Origin of the sequence: Ensifer sp. KUDG1 (assembly GCF_050434285.1) — a bacterium.
Lineage (GTDB): Bacteria > Pseudomonadota > Alphaproteobacteria > Rhizobiales > Rhizobiaceae > Ensifer.
The window spans coordinates 637252-655925 of record NZ_JBNDIG010000001.1 but is presented as its reverse complement, the minus strand read 5'-3'; the positions used below and the strand labels follow the sequence as shown (position 1 = coordinate 655925).

At 63.2% G+C, this 18674-nt stretch carries 15 protein-coding genes; 3 read left to right on the top strand and 12 right to left on the bottom strand.

The annotated features are described in order from the left end of the window. Positions 1-165: 165 nt before the first annotated feature. Entirely contained in the window at positions 166-1986 is a 1821-nt protein-coding gene (edd, locus tag M2267_RS03265; protein WP_034800791.1) for a phosphogluconate dehydratase, read from the top strand. 58 nt (positions 1987-2044) lie between these two features. Here edd and M2267_RS03260 read toward each other — a convergent pair whose 3' ends face one another. The 7 genes from M2267_RS03260 to M2267_RS03230 form a co-directional block, all read right to left on the bottom strand. After that, on the bottom strand, positions 2045-2410 hold the full coding sequence (locus M2267_RS03260) for a GFA family protein (RefSeq protein WP_043617946.1): 366 nt from the start codon (positions 2408-2410) through the stop codon (positions 2045-2047). Between the two features lie 78 nt (positions 2411-2488). Next, positions 2489-2899, bottom strand: a complete 411-nt coding sequence (locus M2267_RS03255) for a hypothetical protein (protein ID WP_192447810.1) — start codon at positions 2897-2899, stop codon at positions 2489-2491. A gap of 131 nt (positions 2900-3030) precedes the next feature. Further along, the gene (locus M2267_RS03250; protein ID WP_429112440.1) at positions 3031-4119 is read right to left on the bottom strand and encodes an ABC transporter ATP-binding protein; all 1089 of its coding nucleotides are present in this window, start codon (positions 4117-4119) and stop codon (positions 3031-3033) included. A 49-nt stretch (positions 4120-4168) separates the two neighbouring features. Continuing rightward, positions 4169-5821 carry an alpha-glucosidase family protein gene (locus tag M2267_RS03245; protein WP_429112437.1) on the bottom strand — a complete coding sequence of 551 codons (1653 nt, stop codon included), beginning with the start codon at positions 5819-5821 and terminating at the stop codon, positions 4169-4171. A gap of 29 nt (positions 5822-5850) precedes the next feature. Continuing rightward, on the bottom strand, positions 5851-6996 hold the full coding sequence (locus tag M2267_RS03240) for a carbohydrate ABC transporter permease (protein WP_429112435.1): 1146 nt from the start codon (positions 6994-6996) through the stop codon (positions 5851-5853). 1 nt (position 6997) lies between these two features. Then, entirely contained in the window at positions 6998-8011 is a 1014-nt protein-coding gene (locus tag M2267_RS03235) for a carbohydrate ABC transporter permease (RefSeq protein WP_429112433.1), read from the bottom strand. Between the two features lie 174 nt (positions 8012-8185). Then, the gene (locus M2267_RS03230) at positions 8186-9544 is read right to left on the bottom strand and encodes an ABC transporter substrate-binding protein (protein WP_429112432.1); all 1359 of its coding nucleotides are present in this window, start codon (positions 9542-9544) and stop codon (positions 8186-8188) included. A 292-nt stretch (positions 9545-9836) separates the two neighbouring features. On the opposite strand from M2267_RS03230, the gene M2267_RS03225 reads away from it, so the two are divergent. After that, positions 9837-10868 (top strand): substrate-binding domain-containing protein, encoded by a 1032-nt coding sequence (locus tag M2267_RS03225; RefSeq protein ID WP_429112430.1) that lies wholly within the window; start codon positions 9837-9839, stop codon positions 10866-10868. Between the two features lie 48 nt (positions 10869-10916). On the opposite strand, the gene folD is transcribed toward M2267_RS03225, so the two are convergent. Together folD and M2267_RS03215 are read right to left on the bottom strand one after the other, a co-directional pair. Next, positions 10917-11816, bottom strand: a complete 900-nt coding sequence (gene folD, locus M2267_RS03220) for a bifunctional methylenetetrahydrofolate dehydrogenase/methenyltetrahydrofolate cyclohydrolase FolD (RefSeq protein ID WP_429112428.1) — start codon at positions 11814-11816, stop codon at positions 10917-10919. A gap of 255 nt (positions 11817-12071) precedes the next feature. Further along, complete coding sequence (locus M2267_RS03215; protein WP_429112426.1) at positions 12072-14087, bottom strand: GumC family protein; 2016 nt, start codon at positions 14085-14087, stop codon at positions 12072-12074. A 257-nt stretch (positions 14088-14344) separates the two neighbouring features. Between M2267_RS03215 and M2267_RS03210 the strand changes: the two genes are divergently transcribed. Further along, complete coding sequence (locus M2267_RS03210; protein WP_429112425.1) at positions 14345-15619, top strand: lipopolysaccharide biosynthesis protein; 1275 nt, start codon at positions 14345-14347, stop codon at positions 15617-15619. A gap of 9 nt (positions 15620-15628) precedes the next feature. Here the strand turns inward: M2267_RS03210 and M2267_RS03205 are convergent, their stop codons facing one another. From M2267_RS03205 to M2267_RS03195, 3 genes are read right to left on the bottom strand one after another with little or no spacing between them, the layout of a single operon-like run. Next, positions 15629-16507: a DUF6492 family protein gene (locus tag M2267_RS03205; RefSeq protein WP_429112422.1), complete on the bottom strand. Its 879-nt coding sequence runs from the start codon at positions 16505-16507 to the stop codon at positions 15629-15631. 11 nt (positions 16508-16518) lie between these two features. Beyond that, the gene (locus M2267_RS03200) at positions 16519-17334 is read right to left on the bottom strand and encodes a WecB/TagA/CpsF family glycosyltransferase (RefSeq protein WP_429112420.1); all 816 of its coding nucleotides are present in this window, start codon (positions 17332-17334) and stop codon (positions 16519-16521) included. Next, entirely contained in the window at positions 17331-18578 is a 1248-nt protein-coding gene (locus M2267_RS03195) for a glycosyltransferase family 4 protein (RefSeq protein WP_429112419.1), read from the bottom strand. Before M2267_RS03195 ends, M2267_RS03200 begins: the two co-directional genes overlap by 4 nt. Between the last annotated feature and the right edge of the window lie 96 nt (positions 18579-18674).

Sequence of the window (18674 nt, the reverse complement as noted above, 5' to 3'; positions counted from 1 at the left end):
ATAGGAACTTTGGAGACACGTTCAGCCGGTGGCGCGCTCCCGTCGGATTGGACAAGTGTTTCTGAGAAACGCCGGGACGCGGCTTGCGCTCTCCCAAGCTCGCCGCGCTCCGGACGATGACTGGATGAAGATGAGGAGTCCGAAGACTCCGGAACAGGATTTGCCATGTCCGCCGATTCCCGCATTGCCTCGATCACGGCTCGCATCGTCGAGCGCTCGAAACCCCATCGCGAGCCCTATCTCGATCGCGTCCGCCGGGCGGCATCGAGCGGTCCGCATCGCAGCGTGCTCGGCTGCGGCAACCTCGCGCATGGATTTGCCGTCTGTTCCCCCGCCGAGAAGGTAGCGCTTGCGGGCGACCGCGTGGCCAATCTCGGCATCATCACCTCCTACAATGACATGCTGTCGGCGCATCAGCCGTTCGAGACCTATCCGGCGCTGATCCGCCAGGCGGCCAGCGAGGCAGGTGGCGTCGCCCAGGTTGCCGGTGGCGTGCCCGCCATGTGCGACGGCGTCACGCAAGGCCAGCCGGGCATGGAGCTGTCGCTGTTTTCGCGCGACCTGATTGCGATGGCGGCCGGCGTCGGCCTGTCGCACAACATGTTCGATTCCACCGTCTATCTCGGCGTCTGCGACAAGATCGTGCCGGGCCTCGTGATCGCGGCACTGACCTTCGGCCACCTGCCGGCGATCTTCGTGCCCGCCGGGCCGATGACCTCGGGCCTGCCGAACGACGAGAAGGCGCGGGTTCGCCAGCTGTTCGCTGAAGGCAAGGTCGGCCGCGACGAACTGCTGGAGGCGGAATCGAAGTCCTACCACGGACCGGGCACCTGCACCTTCTACGGCACCGCCAACTCCAACCAGATGCTGATGGAGATCATGGGTTTCCATCTGCCCGGCGCCTCCTTCATCAATCCGGGCACACCGCTGCGCGACGCGCTGACGAAGGAAGCGGCCAAGCGGGCGCTGGCGATCACCGCCATGGGCAACGAGTTCACGCCGGCCGGCGAAATGATCGATGAGCGCTCGATCGTCAACGGCGTCGTCGGCCTGCATGCGACCGGCGGCTCGACCAACCACACCATGCACCTCGTCGCCATGGCGCGGGCAGCCGGCATCGTGCTGACCTGGCAGGACATCTCCGAGCTCTCGGACATCGTGCCGCTGCTGGCGCGCGTCTATCCGAACGGGCTTGCCGACGTGAACCACTTCCACGCCGCCGGCGGCATGGGCTTCCTGATCAGCCAGCTGCTTCGCGCCGGCCTGCTGCACGACGACGTGCGCACAGTTGTCGGCCAGGGTCTCGACGCCTACAAGATCGACGTACGCCTCGGCGCCGACGGCAATGTCGAACGCGTGCCGACGCCGAAGGAAAGCGCTGATCCGAAGGTGCTTGCGACCATCGATCAGCCGTTCCAGCATTCCGGCGGCCTCAAGATGCTGACCGGCAATCTCGGCAAGGCCGTCATCAAGATCTCTGCCGTCAAGCCGGATCGTCACATCATCGAGGCGCCCGCCAAGATTTTCCACGACCAGGCCGAACTCAACGCCGCCTTCAAGGCCGGCAAGCTCGAGGGCGACTTCGTCGCAGTCGTGCGCTTCCAGGGCCCGAAGGCCAACGGCATGCCGGAACTGCACAAGCTGACGACCGTGCTCGGCATCCTGCAGGACCGCGGCCAGCGCGTCGCCATCCTGACGGACGGCCGCATGTCCGGCGCCTCCGGCAAGGTGCCGGCGGCGATCCACGTGACGCCGGAGGCCAAGGACGGCGGCCCGATCGCTCGCATCCAGGAAGGCGATATCGTCCGCATCGACGCTGTTGCCGGAACGATCGAGGTGCTGGTCGAGGACATCGCACTCAAGACACGCGTGCCCGCGCATGCGGATCTTTCGGACAACGACTTCGGCATGGGCCGCGAACTGTTCGCGCCCTTCCGCGCGATCGCGGGTGCGGCTGATCAGGGCGCCAGCGTTCTCTTCCACTGACATAAAAAGCGCCGCTCCCATTGGGGCGGCGCTTGGTCTTCAAACGATCGTGAAAAGCTCAGGGCAGTGGCCCGGGGAACATGTCGTTGCGCCCGTCATAGCGCTCGATTTCCAGCGTGAAGACATCGACCCCCTCGATGCAGCGCGCATTGATCGAGATCTTGTTATCCGGATAGCCGCTGCGCATGATCGGCGTCGAACAGGTCGGGCAGAAATGATGCCCCTCGTTAAGGCCGCGCCAGATGTAGCTCGACAGGCGGCGCTTTTCGGTCAAGAGCTTTACCTTTGCGGCATCCACCTTCCAATGCAGGAAGCCGGAGCGCCGGCAGGTGGAGCAGTTGCAGTCGACGAGACCGGTCAGCTCTTCGTCGACTTCGACGGCGATATCGCCGCAATGGCAGGAAAGCCGATAGGGTCGCTGCATGGTTCAGGTCCGATCCCGTTGATTGAGACCACAACCATCCATTGAGCGCGGCAAGGCCGTCAAGCCCGGCGCGGCACCTCAGCGATAGATGTCAAGCGTGCGGTTGCGATGGTTCGGATGGGTGCTGTAGACGAAAATGCGATTGAGGTCGCGGTCCGTCAGCATGCGCAGGAACCGCGCCTCGATGACGTTGTTGGCATGCACCCGCTTCAAGAGGCAGCCGACCATCTGGATGCGCGCGCTCGGGATATCCAGGTAGAAGTTCTCGGGCAGCTGGTACTGCGTGAGGATGCCGATCAACGCGCCGCTTTTCGACAGCTTGATGATCTCGCAACGGCGCGAGCTCAGCTGGGTCATGCCCTTTTCGGTATATTCGATGCGGGCTTCGTTCCGCGTGTCCTCCATTGGGAAGTTGGTTTCCCGATCGTACATGAAGGACTCTTCCTTGTTCAGGAAGTGCTGGTACATCACCGGCGCCGCGCCTCTCATCGAAATGCCTTTCCGTATCCCCTTTTGAAACAGACTAGCGGCAGAGATTTAACAGAGGGTTTGATCCGCAGGTTGCATTGAAAAAACCCGCCCGATTTTACGGGCGGGTTCGACGGGAGAGCCTGCTCGTATCAGCGGCGATAGGTGCGACCATCGGCGTCGAAAAGGTGCAGCTTGGCCTTGTCGGCGGTGAAGCGCACCTTGTCGCCGCGCTGAACCGGCAGGATGCCGGGGATCTTGGCGATGATCGGCTCCTTGTCGACGAGGCCTTCGATGTAGAGCAGCGTCACTTCGCCGAGCGCTTCGACGATCGAGATCGTGCCTTCGAACAGGAAGTCGTCGCTGGTACTGACCTGAAGGTCTTCCGGGCGAACGCCGAAACTCGCAGTCTTGCCGTTCTGCGACGAGTCGGTCGGGATATCGAGCGTCACGCTCTTGCCGCCGGTCAGCTTCACCGTCGTCTGCGCGCCGGTCTCCGTCACCGTCGACGGGATGATGTTCATCGCCGGCGAGCCGATGAAGCGGGCGACGAAGAGATTGGCCGGGCGCTCATAGAGTTCGAGTGGCGCGCCCACCTGTTCGATATGGCCCTGCGACAGAACCACGATGCGGTCGGCGAGCGTCATCGCCTCCACCTGGTCGTGGGTGACGTAGATCATCGTCGTGTCCGCCATCTGCTCACTGAGCTTGGCGATCTCGATGCGTGTGGCGACACGCAAAGCCGCATCCAGGTTCGACAGCGGCTCGTCGAACAGGAAGACTTTGGGGTCGCGGCAGATCGCGCGGCCGATGGCAACACGCTGTCTCTGGCCGCCGGAGAGCGCCTTCGGCAGGCGGTCGAGATACTTGGTCAGCTGCAGGATATCGGCGGCGTTGCGCACGCGACGGTCGATCTCCTCCTTGCTTTCCTTGGCGATCCGCATGCCGAAGGCCATGTTGTCGTAGACGGTCATGTGCGGATAGAGCGCATAGGACTGGAACACCATGGCGATGCCGCGCTTCGACGGCGGCACGGTGTTGACCCGTTCGCCGTCGATGAACATGTCGCCGCCGGTGATCTCTTCGAGACCCGCGATCATGCGCAGAAGCGTCGACTTTCCGCAGCCGGACGGGCCGACGAAGACGATGAACTCGCCCTGCTTGATGTCGAGATTGATGCCGTGAATGACATCGACCGCGCCGTAGGACTTGCGGATATCTTTAAGCAGCAGACCCGTCATTGCACGCTCCCCTTCGGTTCTTCCCGTCTATCCCTGTTGGCATCCGCCGTCACACCAGCCGCGCGAAATAGGCGCTCCAGGCCGGCAGGTGAACTGTTCGATCCTTGACCTCGGACACGAAGCCATGGCCTTCCAACGCAGCCACCGGCTCATTCGGCAGTGTGGCTGCAGCCGGTGCGCCGCTCATGTTGAACAGGCAGAAAAGCTTTTCATTGCCGTGGCTGCGCACGAAGGCAAGCACCGAGCCATCCGTGTTCAGGAATTCGATCTCGCCCTTGGCAAAGGCCGGGTGCGCCTTGCGGAACTGCAGGAAGCGGCGGTAGTGCTCGAGCACCGAAGCATCGTCGCCCTGCTGCACCGACACGGCGCGCTTCAAGTGTTCCGCCGGCACGGGCAGCCAGGGTTTTGCGCTGCCGAAGCCGCCGTTGACGGCGGCACCGTCCCAGACCATCGGCGTGCGGCAACCGTCGCGCCCCTTGAAATCCGGCCAGAACTGGATGCCATAGGGATCCTTCAGATCCTCATAGGCAAGCTCGGCTTCGCTCAGCGCCAGCTCCTCGCCCTGGTAGATGCAGACCGAGCCGCGCAGCGACATCAGAAGGCTCGCGAGCAGCTTTGCATGGGCATCGCGATCGGTAACGCCCGCTCCCCAGCGGCTGACGTGGCGCACGACGTCATGGTTGGAGAAGGCCCAGCAGGCCCAGCCTTCAGGTGCCGCCTTCTGGAAGTTCCGGAGAACCTCGGCAACGGTCGCCGGTGTCAGCGGATCCGGCGCCAGGAACTCGAAGGCGTAGCACATCTGCATCTTGTCGCCGCCGGAGGTGTATTCGCCGGCGATCTCCAGCCCGCGCTGGCTGTCGCCGACTTCACCGACCGCGGCGATCGCCGGGAACTCGTCCATGACCGCGCGGAAGCGCTTCAGGAATTCGAGGTTCTCGGGCTGGTTCTTGTCGTAGAGATGTTCCTGGTAGTTGTAGGGGTTCACCGCAGGCGCGGTCTGGGCGTTGCGGCGCTCCGGCGCCAGCGCCGGATTGTCGCGCAGCTGCTTGTCGTGGAAGTAGAAGTTGATGGTGTCGAGGCGGAAGCCGTCGACGCCGCGCTCCAGCCAGAAACGCTCGACGGCCAGCAGCGCGTCCTGAACCTCGGGATTGTGCAGGTTGAGGTCCGGCTGCGAGGTCAGGAAGTTGTGCATGTAGTACTGCAGGCGCGTCGGATCCCAGGCCCAGGCCGAGCCGCCGAAGATCGACAGCCAGTTGTTGGGCGGGGTGCCGTCCGGTCTGGAATCCGCCCAGACGTACCAGTCGGCCTTAGCGTTCGTCCGGCTCGATCGGCTTTCGACGAACCAGGGGTGCTGGTCCGACGTATGGGAGAGAACGAGGTCGATCATCACCCGGATGCCGAGGCGGTGCGCCTCGGCGATGACCGCGTCGAAATCGGCAACACTGCCGAAGATCTGATCGACATCGGTGTAGTTGGAGACGTCGTAACCGAAGTCCTTCATCGGCGAGGTGAAGAACGGCGAAATCCAGATTGCGTCGGCACCCAGCGCGGCGATATGCGGCAACCGGGCGACGATGCCCTTGAGGTCGCCGATGCCGTCGCCGTTGGAGTCCTGGTAGGAGCGCGGATAGATCTGGTAGATCACCGCGCCGCGCCACCAGTCCCGATCAGCCTGCAAAGTGGAAGTGCTCATTTCGGTCATGCTCATTTTCTCTGGACGTCCCTGGATTGTCAGCCGCCTTTGACCGAACCCGCCAGCAGGCCGCGCACGAGATAGCGCTGCAGGCTGAAGAAGACGATCAGCGGAACGATGATGGTAATGAAAGCGGAGGCCGTCAGGATCTCCCAGTTGCCGCCGCGTGAACCGAGCAGGTTGACGAGCCGACCGGTCAGAACCAGTTCGTCCGGACCGGCGCCCAGGAACACGATGGCGACCAAGAGGTCGTTCCAGGTCCAGAGGAACTGGAAGATCGCGAAGGAGGCGAGCGCCGGGAAGGACAGCGGCAGAATGATCTTGACGAAGATATCGAAATCGCTGGCACCATCGACGCGGGCGGATTCCATGATTTCGCGCGGCAGGCCGGCCATGTAGTTGCGCAAGAGATAGATCGCCAGCGGCAGGCCGAAACCGGTATGCGCCAGCCAGATGCCGACATAGGTCTTGGCCGGCACGCCGAAGAAGGCGCCGACGCCGTTATAGAGCTTCAAGAGCGGGATCAGCGACATCTGCAGTGGCACGACGAGCAGACCGACGACGACGGCAATCAGGATTGCCCGCCCCGGGAACGGCATCCAGGCAAGCGCATAGGCTGCGAAGGCGGCGATCATGATCGGGATGATCGTCGCGGGAATGGCAACGGTCAGCGAGTTGATGAAGGAGCGGCCGATGCCTTCGGCACTCAAGACTTCGCCGTAGTTTTCGAAAGTGAAGCGTGGCGGCGAGGACGCGGTGACGAAGACGCGCTGGCCGCGCGACCCTTCCATCTTCTTGTCGGAGACGATCTCGAAATTGCCGTCGGCCTGCACGGTCAGCTTTTCGCCGTCGTTGAGTTCGGCGGTTTCGCCGGCCTTGAACGCGGTCGGCTCACGGCTGTTAAAGCCGAAGGCCGAGATCTGCCCCGCCTGCCCGTCGAGCAGGTTGCCGGAAATGACGAACTTGCCGTCACGCTCGACCTGGGCGTCCGGGCCGGGTGCGCGAACGACGATGTTCTGCGACGAGGTCGAAAGCGCCGTCCACCAGCCGGAGACGGCAAGCTGATCCTTGTCGCGCAGGGACGAGATCAGGAGGCCCGCGGTCGGCAGCGTCCAAAGCGCGACGATCAAGAAGACCGAGAGGTGGACGACCCACATGAGAGGGGAACGTGTCGCTGGATTCATCTCAGTGCCCCTTCATTTCCTTGGCCGCATTGCGGATGTTCCAGACCATGATCGGAATGACGAGGATCATGATGACGACGGCGATGGCCGCCCCTCGACCGAGGTCGCCGCCACCGCGGAACATCCAGTCGAACATGAGGTTGGCAAGCACCTGGCTCTGCCACTGGCCGTTGGTCATGGCGAGAACGATATCGAAGACCTTGAGCACCAGGATGGTGATGGTCGTCCAGACCACGGCGATCGTGCCCCAGATCTGCGGCACCATGATCTTGAAGAAGATCTGCCAGCCATTGGCGCCGTCGATGACGGCCGCCTCGATCGTTTCCTCCGGGATGCCGCGAAGGGCGGCCGACAGGATGACCATGGCAAAACCGGTCTGGATCCAGACGAGGATCGCCATCAGGAAGAAGTTGTTCCAGAAGGGCAGCGTGATCCAGGCCTGCGGGTCGCCGCCGAAGGCAACGACGATGCCGTTCAGCAGACCGATCTGTTCGGCACCCTCGGGGCGAAAATCGTAGATGAACTTCCAGATGACCGCGGCGCCGACAAAGGAGATCGCCATCGGCATGAAGACTAAAGTCTTGGCGATATTGCCCCACCAGATACGATCGGTGAGCGCGGCAATGATCAGGCCGAAGAACGTCGCCAGCGCCGGGACCACCAACAGCCAGAGGAAGTTGTTGTAGATCGACTGGCGGAACTCGCCGTCGTTGACCATCCAGACATAATTGCTGAAGCCGACGAAGTTCTGGCCCGCGCGATCATGAACGCTGTACCAGAGCGACATGAAGACCGGATAGATAAGGTAGATCGTCAGCGCGAACAGCGCCGGGCCCAGGAACAGCCATGGGCGGATGGCGTTGGTGATGCGCAGGTTTCTCGAGGCGACGGCGCCGGATTTCCCTTTCGACGGGAAGATCAGGTCGAGAATGAAGCTGGTTCCCCAGAAGTAGGCGGCGCAGCCAATCACCCCGCCCAACATGAACCCTGCAGCTATTAGAAGCTGAAACAACATGACATGTCCCTCCCCCTCGGTGCACGGTCGCGTGCAGGGCTGGCGATTGTCGCCGTTCTCATTGGGGTGCCCCACCTCTCCCGTGAACGGAAAGCTGCTTTCGCATCTCCGCCCTCTCCTGGCAGCGAACCCGCATCGGCAACGGGCGGCATCTCTGCCGCCCGTCATCCGCTGTTACTTGATGGCGTCCCAGGCCTTCTGAACGCCGTCGGCAACGTCAGCCGACGACTTGCCGCCAACGAAATCGACCATGCCCGTCCAGAACGCGCCTGCACCGATCTTGCCCGGCATCAGGTCGGAACCGTCGAAGCGGAAGGTGGTGGCGTTCAGGAGGATCTCGCCCTGCTTCTTCAGCGGCGGGTTGCCGTAGGTGTCGACGTTGACGCTCTTGTAAGGTGTCAGGAAGCTCGTCTGCGCCATCCAGACTTCATGCGCAATCGGCGTCTTCAGGAATTCGATGAAGGCGCGGGCGGCGGGCGAATCCTTGGTGATCATCGCCAGCGTGCCGGCGCCAAGCACCGGATTGCCGAGTTCCTTCTTGCTCTCGTAGGGCGGCATGTAGAAGAAGTCGGCATCCTCGCCGATCTTGGTGCCCTCGGGGAAGAAGGACGGGATGAACGACGCCTGGTGGTGCAGGTAGCACTTCGGCGGCGAGGCGAAGAGGCCCTTCGGGCTGTCGCGGAAGTCGGTGGAAGCAACGGCTGTAGCGCCGCCATCAACGAACTTGTCGTTCTTCGCAAACCAACCGAACTCGTCGATCGCACCGACGACGGCCGGATCGGTGAACGGGATCTCGTTCTTGACCCACTTGTCGTAGACATCGGCCGGCTGGGTGCGCAGCATCATGTCTTCGACCCAGTCGGTCGCCGGCCAGCCGGTCGCGCCGCCCGAACCGAGGCCGATGCACCAGGGCTTGCCGCCGTCAGCGGCGATCTTCTCAGTCAGCGCCTTCAGCTCTTCCATGGTCTTCGGGACTTCGTAGCCGGCGTCTTCGAAGTTCTCGGGCGAGTACCAGACGAGCGACTTTACGTCGATCTTGTAGGGAAACGCATAGAGCGCGGCATTGCCGTCCTTGCCCTTGTAGGTCGACAGATCGACCCAGGACTGGCCGGCGGCGTAGTTGTCGAGCAGCCACTTCTGGGTGTCGTCGCCGAGCGGCGTCAGATAGCCCTTGGAGGCGAGATCGGCGATCAGACCCGGCTGCGGCAGGATGGAGACTTCGGAGGGGCTTCCGGCCTGGGTATCGATGACGATCTGTTGTTCGTAGTTTTCGGACGAGGAGTACTTGATCTCAGCGCCCGTCGCTTCGGTAAAGTAGGCATAGACGCTCTTGAACAGCGCCTCGTCCTCACCGCGCCAGGGGCCGAAGATCGTCAGCGTCTGGCCCTTGAGGTCGTGGCCCTTCTTGAATTCCTCGAAGCTCGCCCAGTTGAACTTGCTATCTTCGCCCGGCTTGAACTTGAGGTCGGCGGCGCCGGCTGCACCCGCAATCAGGGCAAAGGCGGCCACGCCCAACAGCAATGATCTCTTCACGTCTTTCTCCTCCCAAGATGAACCCGGATCCCCCCGGGCAGACGTCAATGCGCAAAAATTCAAAGCGCTTTGAGTTCGCTAACAAACCATTGCGACACTAAAGGAGTCAAGAGCTTTCCCGGAACCTGCTCTATCGGCGACATTTTTGTGCTCTGCGGTATCGTTTTGCACCGCGCCATGGTTGAATTCCGCTTTGTTGCTCGAAAAACGGATGCTACACAAACCTTGGGCGCTGGGACCAAACACTAAAAATCATAGGGATATCCAAAGCGCTTTGGGAGGAATCCTGACCATGGCGGTCAATCTCAAGCAACTTGCGGAACTGCTCGGCCTGTCACAGACGACGGTCAGTCGAGCTTTGAACGGCTATCCGGAAGTCAATGCCGAGACCCGCCAGCGCGTGCTTGAGGCCGTACGCGAAACCGGCTACCGGCCGAACCGCGCCGCCCAGCGGCTTGCCACCGGCAAGGCCTATTCGATCGGCATGGTCATGCCGATTGCGCCCGGCATCGATTCCGACGTGCATTTCGGCGAGTTCCTGGCGGGGCTGGCGGAAGAGGCGGTCAAGCACGACTTCCACTTCGTGCTCAATCCGAGCGCGCCGGAGGACGAGGAAGTGACCTTCCGGCGCCTGGCGGCAAGCGGCAATGTCGATGCGCTGTTCCTTGCCTATATGCGCGCCAACGATCCGCGCATCGCCATGCTGAAATCGCTGTCGATCCCCTTCGTGGTCCATGGCCGGTCGATCGGCGAAAGCCGCGACTACCCATTCCTCGACATCGACAATACGAGCGCCTTCTACGACGCGACGCGGCTGCTCATACAGCTCGGACACCAGCGGATCGCGCTGATCAACGGGCCGGAATATCTGGCTTTTTCCATTCGCCGGAAAAAGGGCATGCTGCGGGCGCTCGCCGAACACGGCCTTTCGCTCGACGAGGCGCTTGTCCAGCATTCGCTGATGACCGACGAGCACGGCTATCGCAGCATGCAGCCCTTCCTCCAGCATGCGCAGCCGCCGACGGCGGTGCTCTGTTCCAGTACGGTGCTGGCGCTTGGCGCAGTCCGGGCGATCAACCAGGCGGGATTGAAAATCGGCGAAGACATTTCGCTGATCGCCCACGACGACGTGCTGCCGATGCTGAAGCCTGAGAATTTCAGCATCCCGCTGACGACGACGCGCTCGTCGCTCCGGGCCGCCGGCGCCCGGATCGCCACACGGCTGATCGGCGGCATCCTGAAGCGCGGCGACTATCCGGAACAGGAACTCTGGCGCGCCGAACTGATCGTGCGCGCCTCGACCGGTCCTGCCCCGCAAAAATGAAAACGCGCCGCAATCGCGACGCGTCCCGTCATCCCATGTGAGCCAGGATCAGAAGCGCGGCGGCTTGCGGCCGGCCTTGCGATAGGCGGCAATCACAGTGTTGGCCATCAGCATGGCGATGGTCATCGGCCCGACGCCACCCGGCACCGGCGTGATCACGCCTGCAACCTCGGCGGCTTGCGCAAAGGCGACGTCGCCGACGAGCTTGGACTTGCCCTCGCCCTTCTCGGGCGCCGGTACGCGGTTGATGCCGACGTCGATCACCGTCGCGCCCGGTTTTACCCAATCGGCTTTCACCATCTCCGGACGGCCGACGGCGGCAACGAGGATATCCGCGTTGCGGCAGACGGCCGGCAGATCCTTGGTGCGCGAATGGGCGGTCGTGACCGTCGCGTTGGCGGCGAGCAGCAGCGCTGACATCGGCTTGCCGAACAGGTTCGAACGGCCAATGACGACGGCGTTCAGACCGGAGAGATCGTCGCCGTGCGTCTGGCGCACGAAGACCATGGCGCCGGCCGGCGTGCAGGAGACGAGACCGCCTTCGAGATCGCCGGTCGCAAGCTTGCCGGCATTGACGACGTGCAGGCCGTCGACGTCTTTTTCGGGCAGGATCGACTGGATGATCGGCTCGGAATTCAGATGTTTCGGCAGCGGCAGCTGCACGAGGATGCCATGGATGGAGGGATCGGCGTTGAGCTTAGCGACGAGTGCCGCGAGCTCTTCCTGGGTGGTTGCCTCGGCCAAGGTGTGCTGGACCGACTGGAAGCCGCATTCCTTGGCCATCTTGCTCTTCGAAGAAACATAGGCGTGGCTTGCCGGATCGTCGCCGACGATCACGACGGCGAGACCTGCGCGAACGCCTGCATCCGTTTCGAGCGCACGGGTCGCGGCCTTCACGCTTTCGATCACCGAAGCGGCGACCTTCTTGCCATCAATCACAGTCGTCACGGCATGTTCCTCCTGGCTTCCTGTTCACGCGGCATACTCTAGTTCGCCTCAGAAAAGGCGATGGCCTCAACGCGCCCTATGCTGTCCCAAACGCATAAATGCAAGAGGCGGCGGCGCGGTTGGCTGCCGTTTCGGGCGCCCCGTCGATATTTCCTCTCAAGACTGAGAGGTGGACGTGGTTTCGTCGAAAGACTTGAGGTCTCAGCCTCACAAGATGCAAGGCGAGCGGAGCATACTCTCCGCCTTCCCGTCGTATCAACGGCGCGCGAGCTTCTGGCGGGAGTAGTGCTCGACGCGAGACCTCAGCGCGCGAAGGCCTTCCTGGACCTTGGCGATGTCGGCATCATCCTCGTCTACGGTCTGCGGCGCCGGTTCGGCCGCAGCCGGACCTGCCGTCGCGCTGCGGCGAGCGACGGCATAGGCAGCGTTCAGCGACTGCGCGTGGTGCGCGGCCGGGCTGAACTGCGGCGGCAGTTCGAGCTTGGCCGAAGCCGGATCGGGCTGCGGCTGTGAGCGCCGTGTGGGCTCGGGGCCGCCATCAGGTTCCGGCGGCTCGGGCGCCGGGTCGTCCTCGACCTTTCGGGCGGCGGGGAACAATCCGTTCAGGCTGCGATAGATGCCGAGCAGCACGCCGAGGCCGAGGCCGGCAAAGAAGCCCGCCATGGTGGCGGCAATCACGATGATCTTGCGGGAGGGCCCCTTTGCCTGCAGCGCCGGCTCGGCCTTGGAGATCACCCGGATGTTCTTTGCGGTCAGCTTTTCCTCTTCGCGCGTTTCGCCGGCGCGCTTCAGGAAGGATTCGTAGATTTCCCGAGTTGCCGCCGCCTTCCGCTGCAGTTCGCGCAGTTCGACGAATTCGGCCGAGGAATCGATCTGCCGGGCCTTCTGCACGGCAAGCTGCTGCACCAGATCCTGTTCCGTTCGCTGGGCGCGGTCGAGCTCGGTCCCGGCCGCGGCCGCGATGCGGCGCAACTCGTTGGCGATCTCGGAGCGCGACGCCTCGAGCGCCTGCTGAACGGCAATGCGTTGCGGGTGGCGCGGCCCGAGGCTCGCGTCAAGCGCGCTCAGTTGCGCCTTGGTCGCCGCATATTGCTTGCGCAGTTCGGAGAGCGCCAGCGAACTAATTTCCTCCGGATAAGCGCCGGTCAGGACATCGTTGAGCTGCACCTTGCCGGAGGCATCGGCCTTGGCTTTCGCTTCGGCGATACGGTTGCGCGCCGCAGCGACCTGGTCGCTGAGGCTGAGGAGCTGCTTGTCGGCGATCAGCTCACCGCCAGCACCGACGATATCGTTCGCCGCCTTGTAGTCTTCGACGGCCTTTTCGGCCGCGTCTAGTTCGGCCTTCAGTTCCTTTATGCGCGCGTCGAGCGCAACCGTCGTCTTCTGGAAGAAGCCGGATTGCGCGGCGGTCTCCTCGCCGAGGAACATGTCCACCAATCGGTTGGCAATCAGTGCCGACTTCTCGGGATCCCTGGTCTTCGCCTCAATGGTGACGATGAAAGTTTTCGGATCGCGCCAGACCTGAATGGCCTCGCCCAAATTTTTCAGGACACGCGCAGACGTATCGCCGCCTGCCATCCTGCCGGCGAACTCCGCGTCCTTTTCCAGATCGAGACTGGCCGCGACCTTTTCCATAACCGTCCGCGAGCGCAACACTTCGAGCTGGCTGTCGACGATGGCCAGAATGCCTTCGGTTGCCAGCGATTGTTTCGACAGATCGGAATCCGTCAGCCGCACTTCGCGCGGATCGACATAGAGCTTGCTTTCGGAGACGAAGGTGCTCGGCGTCGACAGCGCCAGCAGAACGCCACCGACGGCGCCGAGCGCCGTGGTCGCGAGTATGATCTTGCGAAGCTGCCAGACCGCGCGCACCACGGTCTTGATATCAACGAGCGGACGATCGCCTGCCGCTTGGCCGTCGGCAGCCACCGTCGGCACAGCACCCTCGGGCGGACGATCGACCAGCCAGCGCGCAAACTTGTCACGCATGCCGCCGAGGCGTCCCTGGCTGCGGGCAACCGGGGCCTTGCCTGAAGCCCGTGCCGTTTCGCCGCGCGCCTGACGGCCTTTCGCGCGGTTTTTATCTGGCGCCGCAGCGTGATTGGTTGATCCACCGGAGCCGGACGGGCGACCAAGCAAGGACGAGCCCTCACCCGACGCGTCGGCGGTGCGCCTGTCGCGCGCACGCGCGGGATCGCGCGTGTCCTCTGCTGCAAAATCGAGCAACGATGCACGCGGAACCGGGCGTTTCTCGTCGTCGATGTTGAACATGACTGATCCCGCGGCTGCCGAAACGGCGAATTCCGAATAGTGAAGCCAACCTAAGGAAACATGGAAAACAAATCGTTAACTTTAGCGGAAACGAGGATGCGAACGACGTGATCTCACGCCTTATTAAGCTTTCCCGCCTATGACGGAAGGACGAGCGCAATTCCAGGCGGCGCTTTGCAAGCCCTGCCCTTGGAACTGTGAGATATCAAGGAGATAGAGCGCTTCCATCGGCATCGAACCGGAGACGCGCTACTGGAATGTCGGCCGTGCCTCATCGCGTCAAAGCGCTTTATCTCCGCCACCGGGCGCTCATCCACGCTTACCTCTCGATGACCGGAGGTTCGGCGGGCCGGCTCGTGCTGTCGCTCGTCTATTTCATCGCCGTTGCCAACACGCTCGCCATCGCCGACTTCGGGTTGTTCGCGACCGCGTCTGCCGCCGGCATCATGATATCGCGCGTGCTCGCCTTCGGCTTCATGTCGCCGCTCTATCGTGTCGCGACCGTCAAGCCGCTGCTGGTCGGCACCTATAGCGCCGGCTTCCTGGTCGGCGCCCTCCTGTCGCTGCCGTTGATCGCAATCATCGGCGCGGTCACCTTCCTCGCCCTCTTTTCCCGCGACATGGCGGCCGGCACCTTTGCTGCCTTCATGATGGCCGAGATCCTCTGCTGGCGCGGGCTGGAGACCGCCGTCATCGTGCTGAACGGCCTCGGACGCTTCGGGCGCGGCGCCTTGCTCGTGGTGATCGGAACGGCGATCCGCACCGGTGCTGCCCTGCTCCTTGCATTGCTCCCCTGGAAAACGCTCGAAGCCTGGTCCTACCTCTATCTGCTTGCAAACACGCTCGGCCTGCTGGTGGCTCTTTTCTGGTTCTATCCGCGTGTGCGGCTGCGCTGGCAGCCCCGGCTCTACTTCCGGCGCTGGGCGGATTCCGTGTCGGTTGCCGGCGCCGAGGTGCTCTTCTACATCCAGTCGGAGTTCGACAAGATCGCCGTGCTTGCGATCGGTGGTCCGGCAGTGTCCGGTCTCTATGCCATCCTGATGCGGCTGGCGGACCTGACGGCGCTGCCGGTGCGGTCGTTCAACACCTTGCTCGTTCAGCGCATCATGCGAACGCCCGAGGCGATCGCCCGCTGGGGTGTCCGGCTGTCGATCGAACTCCTGGTGGCGCTTGCGTCCTTTGCCGCGATCGCGGCCATGGCATTCTATCTGTGGGTCTTTCCCGATGGCCTCGGGCGCAATGTGTCGGCGGCCGCGCCGATCGTGGCGATGATCCTGCTCGTGCCCTCGTTCCGCAACCTGATCGAATATCATTCCGAACTGCTCTACGCGACCGGCCGCACGGTGCGGCGCATGCTGAACCTGTTGATTGCCGGCATCGTCAAGGTGGGGCTACTGGTGCTGTTGCTGCAGACGACGACCGATGTCGCGACCTGGGCGCCGGCACTCAACGGGATCTTCCTGGTCCTCTACGCGCTGTCGTTCGGACTGACCTATTCGGCACTCAGGAAACCAACCGATCGGGTCATCTGAGCAGGAGCGTCAGGCCGCGAGTTCGAACACCGCCCGGCGAATATCGTCGAGGTCGTGGCCGACGAAGGACTGAACCCCGATGCCGATCTGATGCGGCGCCATATCCTTCAGGAACGCCCTGAGACCAGTGAGATCCTGGCGATAGCTGTCTTCGAACCAGAGCACATGGCAGAGCGCGGCATCGGAGGGAACGTGCCCTTCCCCGCCGAGCACCTCGTCGACGAAGCGGCCGTAGATCGTGCATTCGGAGAAGGCGCGGGTACGGGTCATCGCCCTCACCCAGTTCCGGCCATGCAGCGTCTCGATATGTTCGAGCAGCTTGCGGCTGGTATCGGTGCGCCACGCGATCAGCGTGTTGATATAGTCGTTGGCCGGCAGCGTGTAGGGGCCGATGCCGAGAAGCCGGTCGGAATGGGCGAGCCATTCGAGGTGGTTGGAGCGCATATGCGCGTTGATCGCCCCGTCCTTGCGGTAGAGCGTCAGCCGTTCCTTCTGCCAGAGGCTGGCGGGATCGAAGGCACGCAGGAAGACGACATCGGAATCGACGGCAAACATGGCCGCCTCGTCGATATGGCGCGCGAGCACCAGGCGGCGAAGCTGCTGGGCATGCCAGCCACGCAGCGGCAGGCCGAACGGGCTGAGCCACAGCTTCCGGCGGCCACCCGACAGTGGGTCGGTGATGGGATGCAGCCACCAGGGCAGGAGATCGCGTTCGCTGATCACCTGGCGTCTGGAGCTCTCCAGTTGTCGGAAGAGCTTCACGTCGAAATCGGCAACCAGCAGATAGTGCTTCCAATCGCCCTGAAGCTTGCGGTCCATGCTTTCGCACATCAGCCGGCAGCGCTGGAAGTCATTGGCGTAGGACGCTGTGACAATGGCTGTGCGCATGGTCTGACCGTTCACGATGTTCCCGTCCGAAGGCTGCTGTCGGCGACGCTTTCCTGCGCCCGCCCCGACAGCTTGTGCCAGAGGACGTGAAACAGGAAAAGCGGGTTTCCGAGAATGTAGCGACGCCACATGCGCCGCGGCTCGACCGCCAGGCGGAAGAACCATTCCAGCCGCATCCGGCGCAGGAATTTCGGCGCCCGCGGAAACGCCTCGGCGACGAAATCGAAGAGCGCGCCGACGGTGATGACCAGTCGAGCGTCCTGCGGCCCCACATGCGCATCGACCCATTTCTCCTGGCCGGGGCTTCCCATCGCCACCAGCAGGATATCGGCATTCAGCGCCCGGACATCGGCAAGCACCTCTTCGGAGCGGTCACGATCGAAGAACCCGTCGGAAACGGGAATAAACTCGTGCCATGGCGCATGCCTGCGAAAGTTCTCGGCCGCGCGCGTCAGCACTTTCCCACGGGCGCCGATCATCGCGATGCGCAGCGGCCGGTCGATGAAGGTCAGCAGCGCCGGCACGAAATCCGTGCCGTTGAGATTGGCGGGGAACATGCTGCCGTAGAAGAGATAGGAAGCGATATCGACGCCGTGACCGTCGGGAAAGACGACCTGGCGGCCGAGGACCTCGCGGTACGCACCGTCGCGCATCATCAGATTGGCATTGTTGGCATTGAGGAAGGCGAGCGTCGTTTGCCCGCCGGGGCGCGACAACGCGTCGGCCGCAAAGGCAAAGGCGCCCTCCCAATCGAAATCGACCACCGGCATGCCCAGGATGAGGCGCCTGGACAGGGCGGCGTTCGCGCCGGCGGTCGTCTTGGTCACGACCGTCCCCCGTCATGGACCTTCAGGTCGGGCGGAACCGAGGGAGTCTCGGCCGGGGCACTCGGAGCGAGGCCGGCCAGCACATTGCGCATGACCCGCATCAGCTTTGCCTTCTGGGCGCGATGGAAGACCGAACCGTCAAGCCGCTGGCGGTCGCCGCCGCGCGCCCGGGTGACCTTGTCGACCAATAGGCGCGCGAACTCGGCCGGATCTTCGGCCGCCGCGCAATTCTCAGGAAGCGCCTCGATGCCGCGCAGCGACGCCTGCGTCGCCACGGATGGCATGCCGAGTTCGAAGGTCTCGATACTCTTCAGCTGCACGCCGGTACCGCCCCGGCTGACGAGCGGTATGACGGCGCTTTCCGTGACGAAGGCGCGTGCATCCGGTACCCGCCCGACGAAGCGAACGCCGGGATGGGAAACCGCCGGTATGCCATCCATCTGGCCGGCAATGGCGATCGAAAGATCCTGCGGTATATGCGGTACGACCTCGGCGAGAAACCAGTCGAGCCCCAATCGGTTCGGTCGCCAACTCCAGGTCCCGATCAAGCCGAGGTCCTGCTGGAGGTCAGGTGTTTCCTCCGATACCGCAGCCGCGTCCCAACCGGTGACCAGCGGCAGCACGAAGGCCCGGTCGCTGACGGCACGGCCGAAGCCGAAGCGGTCGGCCTCCGCAAACGTCCAGACGGCCACGGCATTTTGCGCCAGTTGCTGCTCGTAGCGTTCGAGATACTGCGCCTCGCGCCGGAAAAGAAAACGTTCGACCGTACCCTTGGCCCGCTCGGCGTTCTCAAAGGCAGAATCCGCCTCGACATTGTGCGCAACATAGATCGACGGATAGGGGCGGAAGACCTGCTGGAAAGCGGCCGGCAGTTGCACCGAGTTGAGCACGAGTCCGTCGAACGGAGCGAGACTCTCGAGGATCGACTGGATCCGGCTCGCCGACACCACCAGCATCTTGCCGGATGAGACGGTCGTGCGGTTGAGGAAGGCCGTCGCAAGCCAGCTCAGCTTCTGCAGCGTTCCCACCTTGGCATTGGTGACTTCCAGTTCGCCAAGCAGATGCATGTCGCAATCGGGTGCCGGCACGCGTCCCGGCTGGAGAAAACCGATGACGCTGACGCGATGACCGAGCGCGCGCAGACCATCGAGCACCGCCCGGTTGGCAATGTCGAAACCGGACGCCGCGTTGGCGACGGGAACGAGCGAAGAGACCAGGACCAGATGCATTTTGCCACGCGTCATGAATGGAACTGCGGCCTTCATTAGCAGCATGGGATGAAGGAGCGCTTAAAGACCCCTTTCAAAAACTGCTGCCAAGGTTCAGCATCTGTTTAGGAA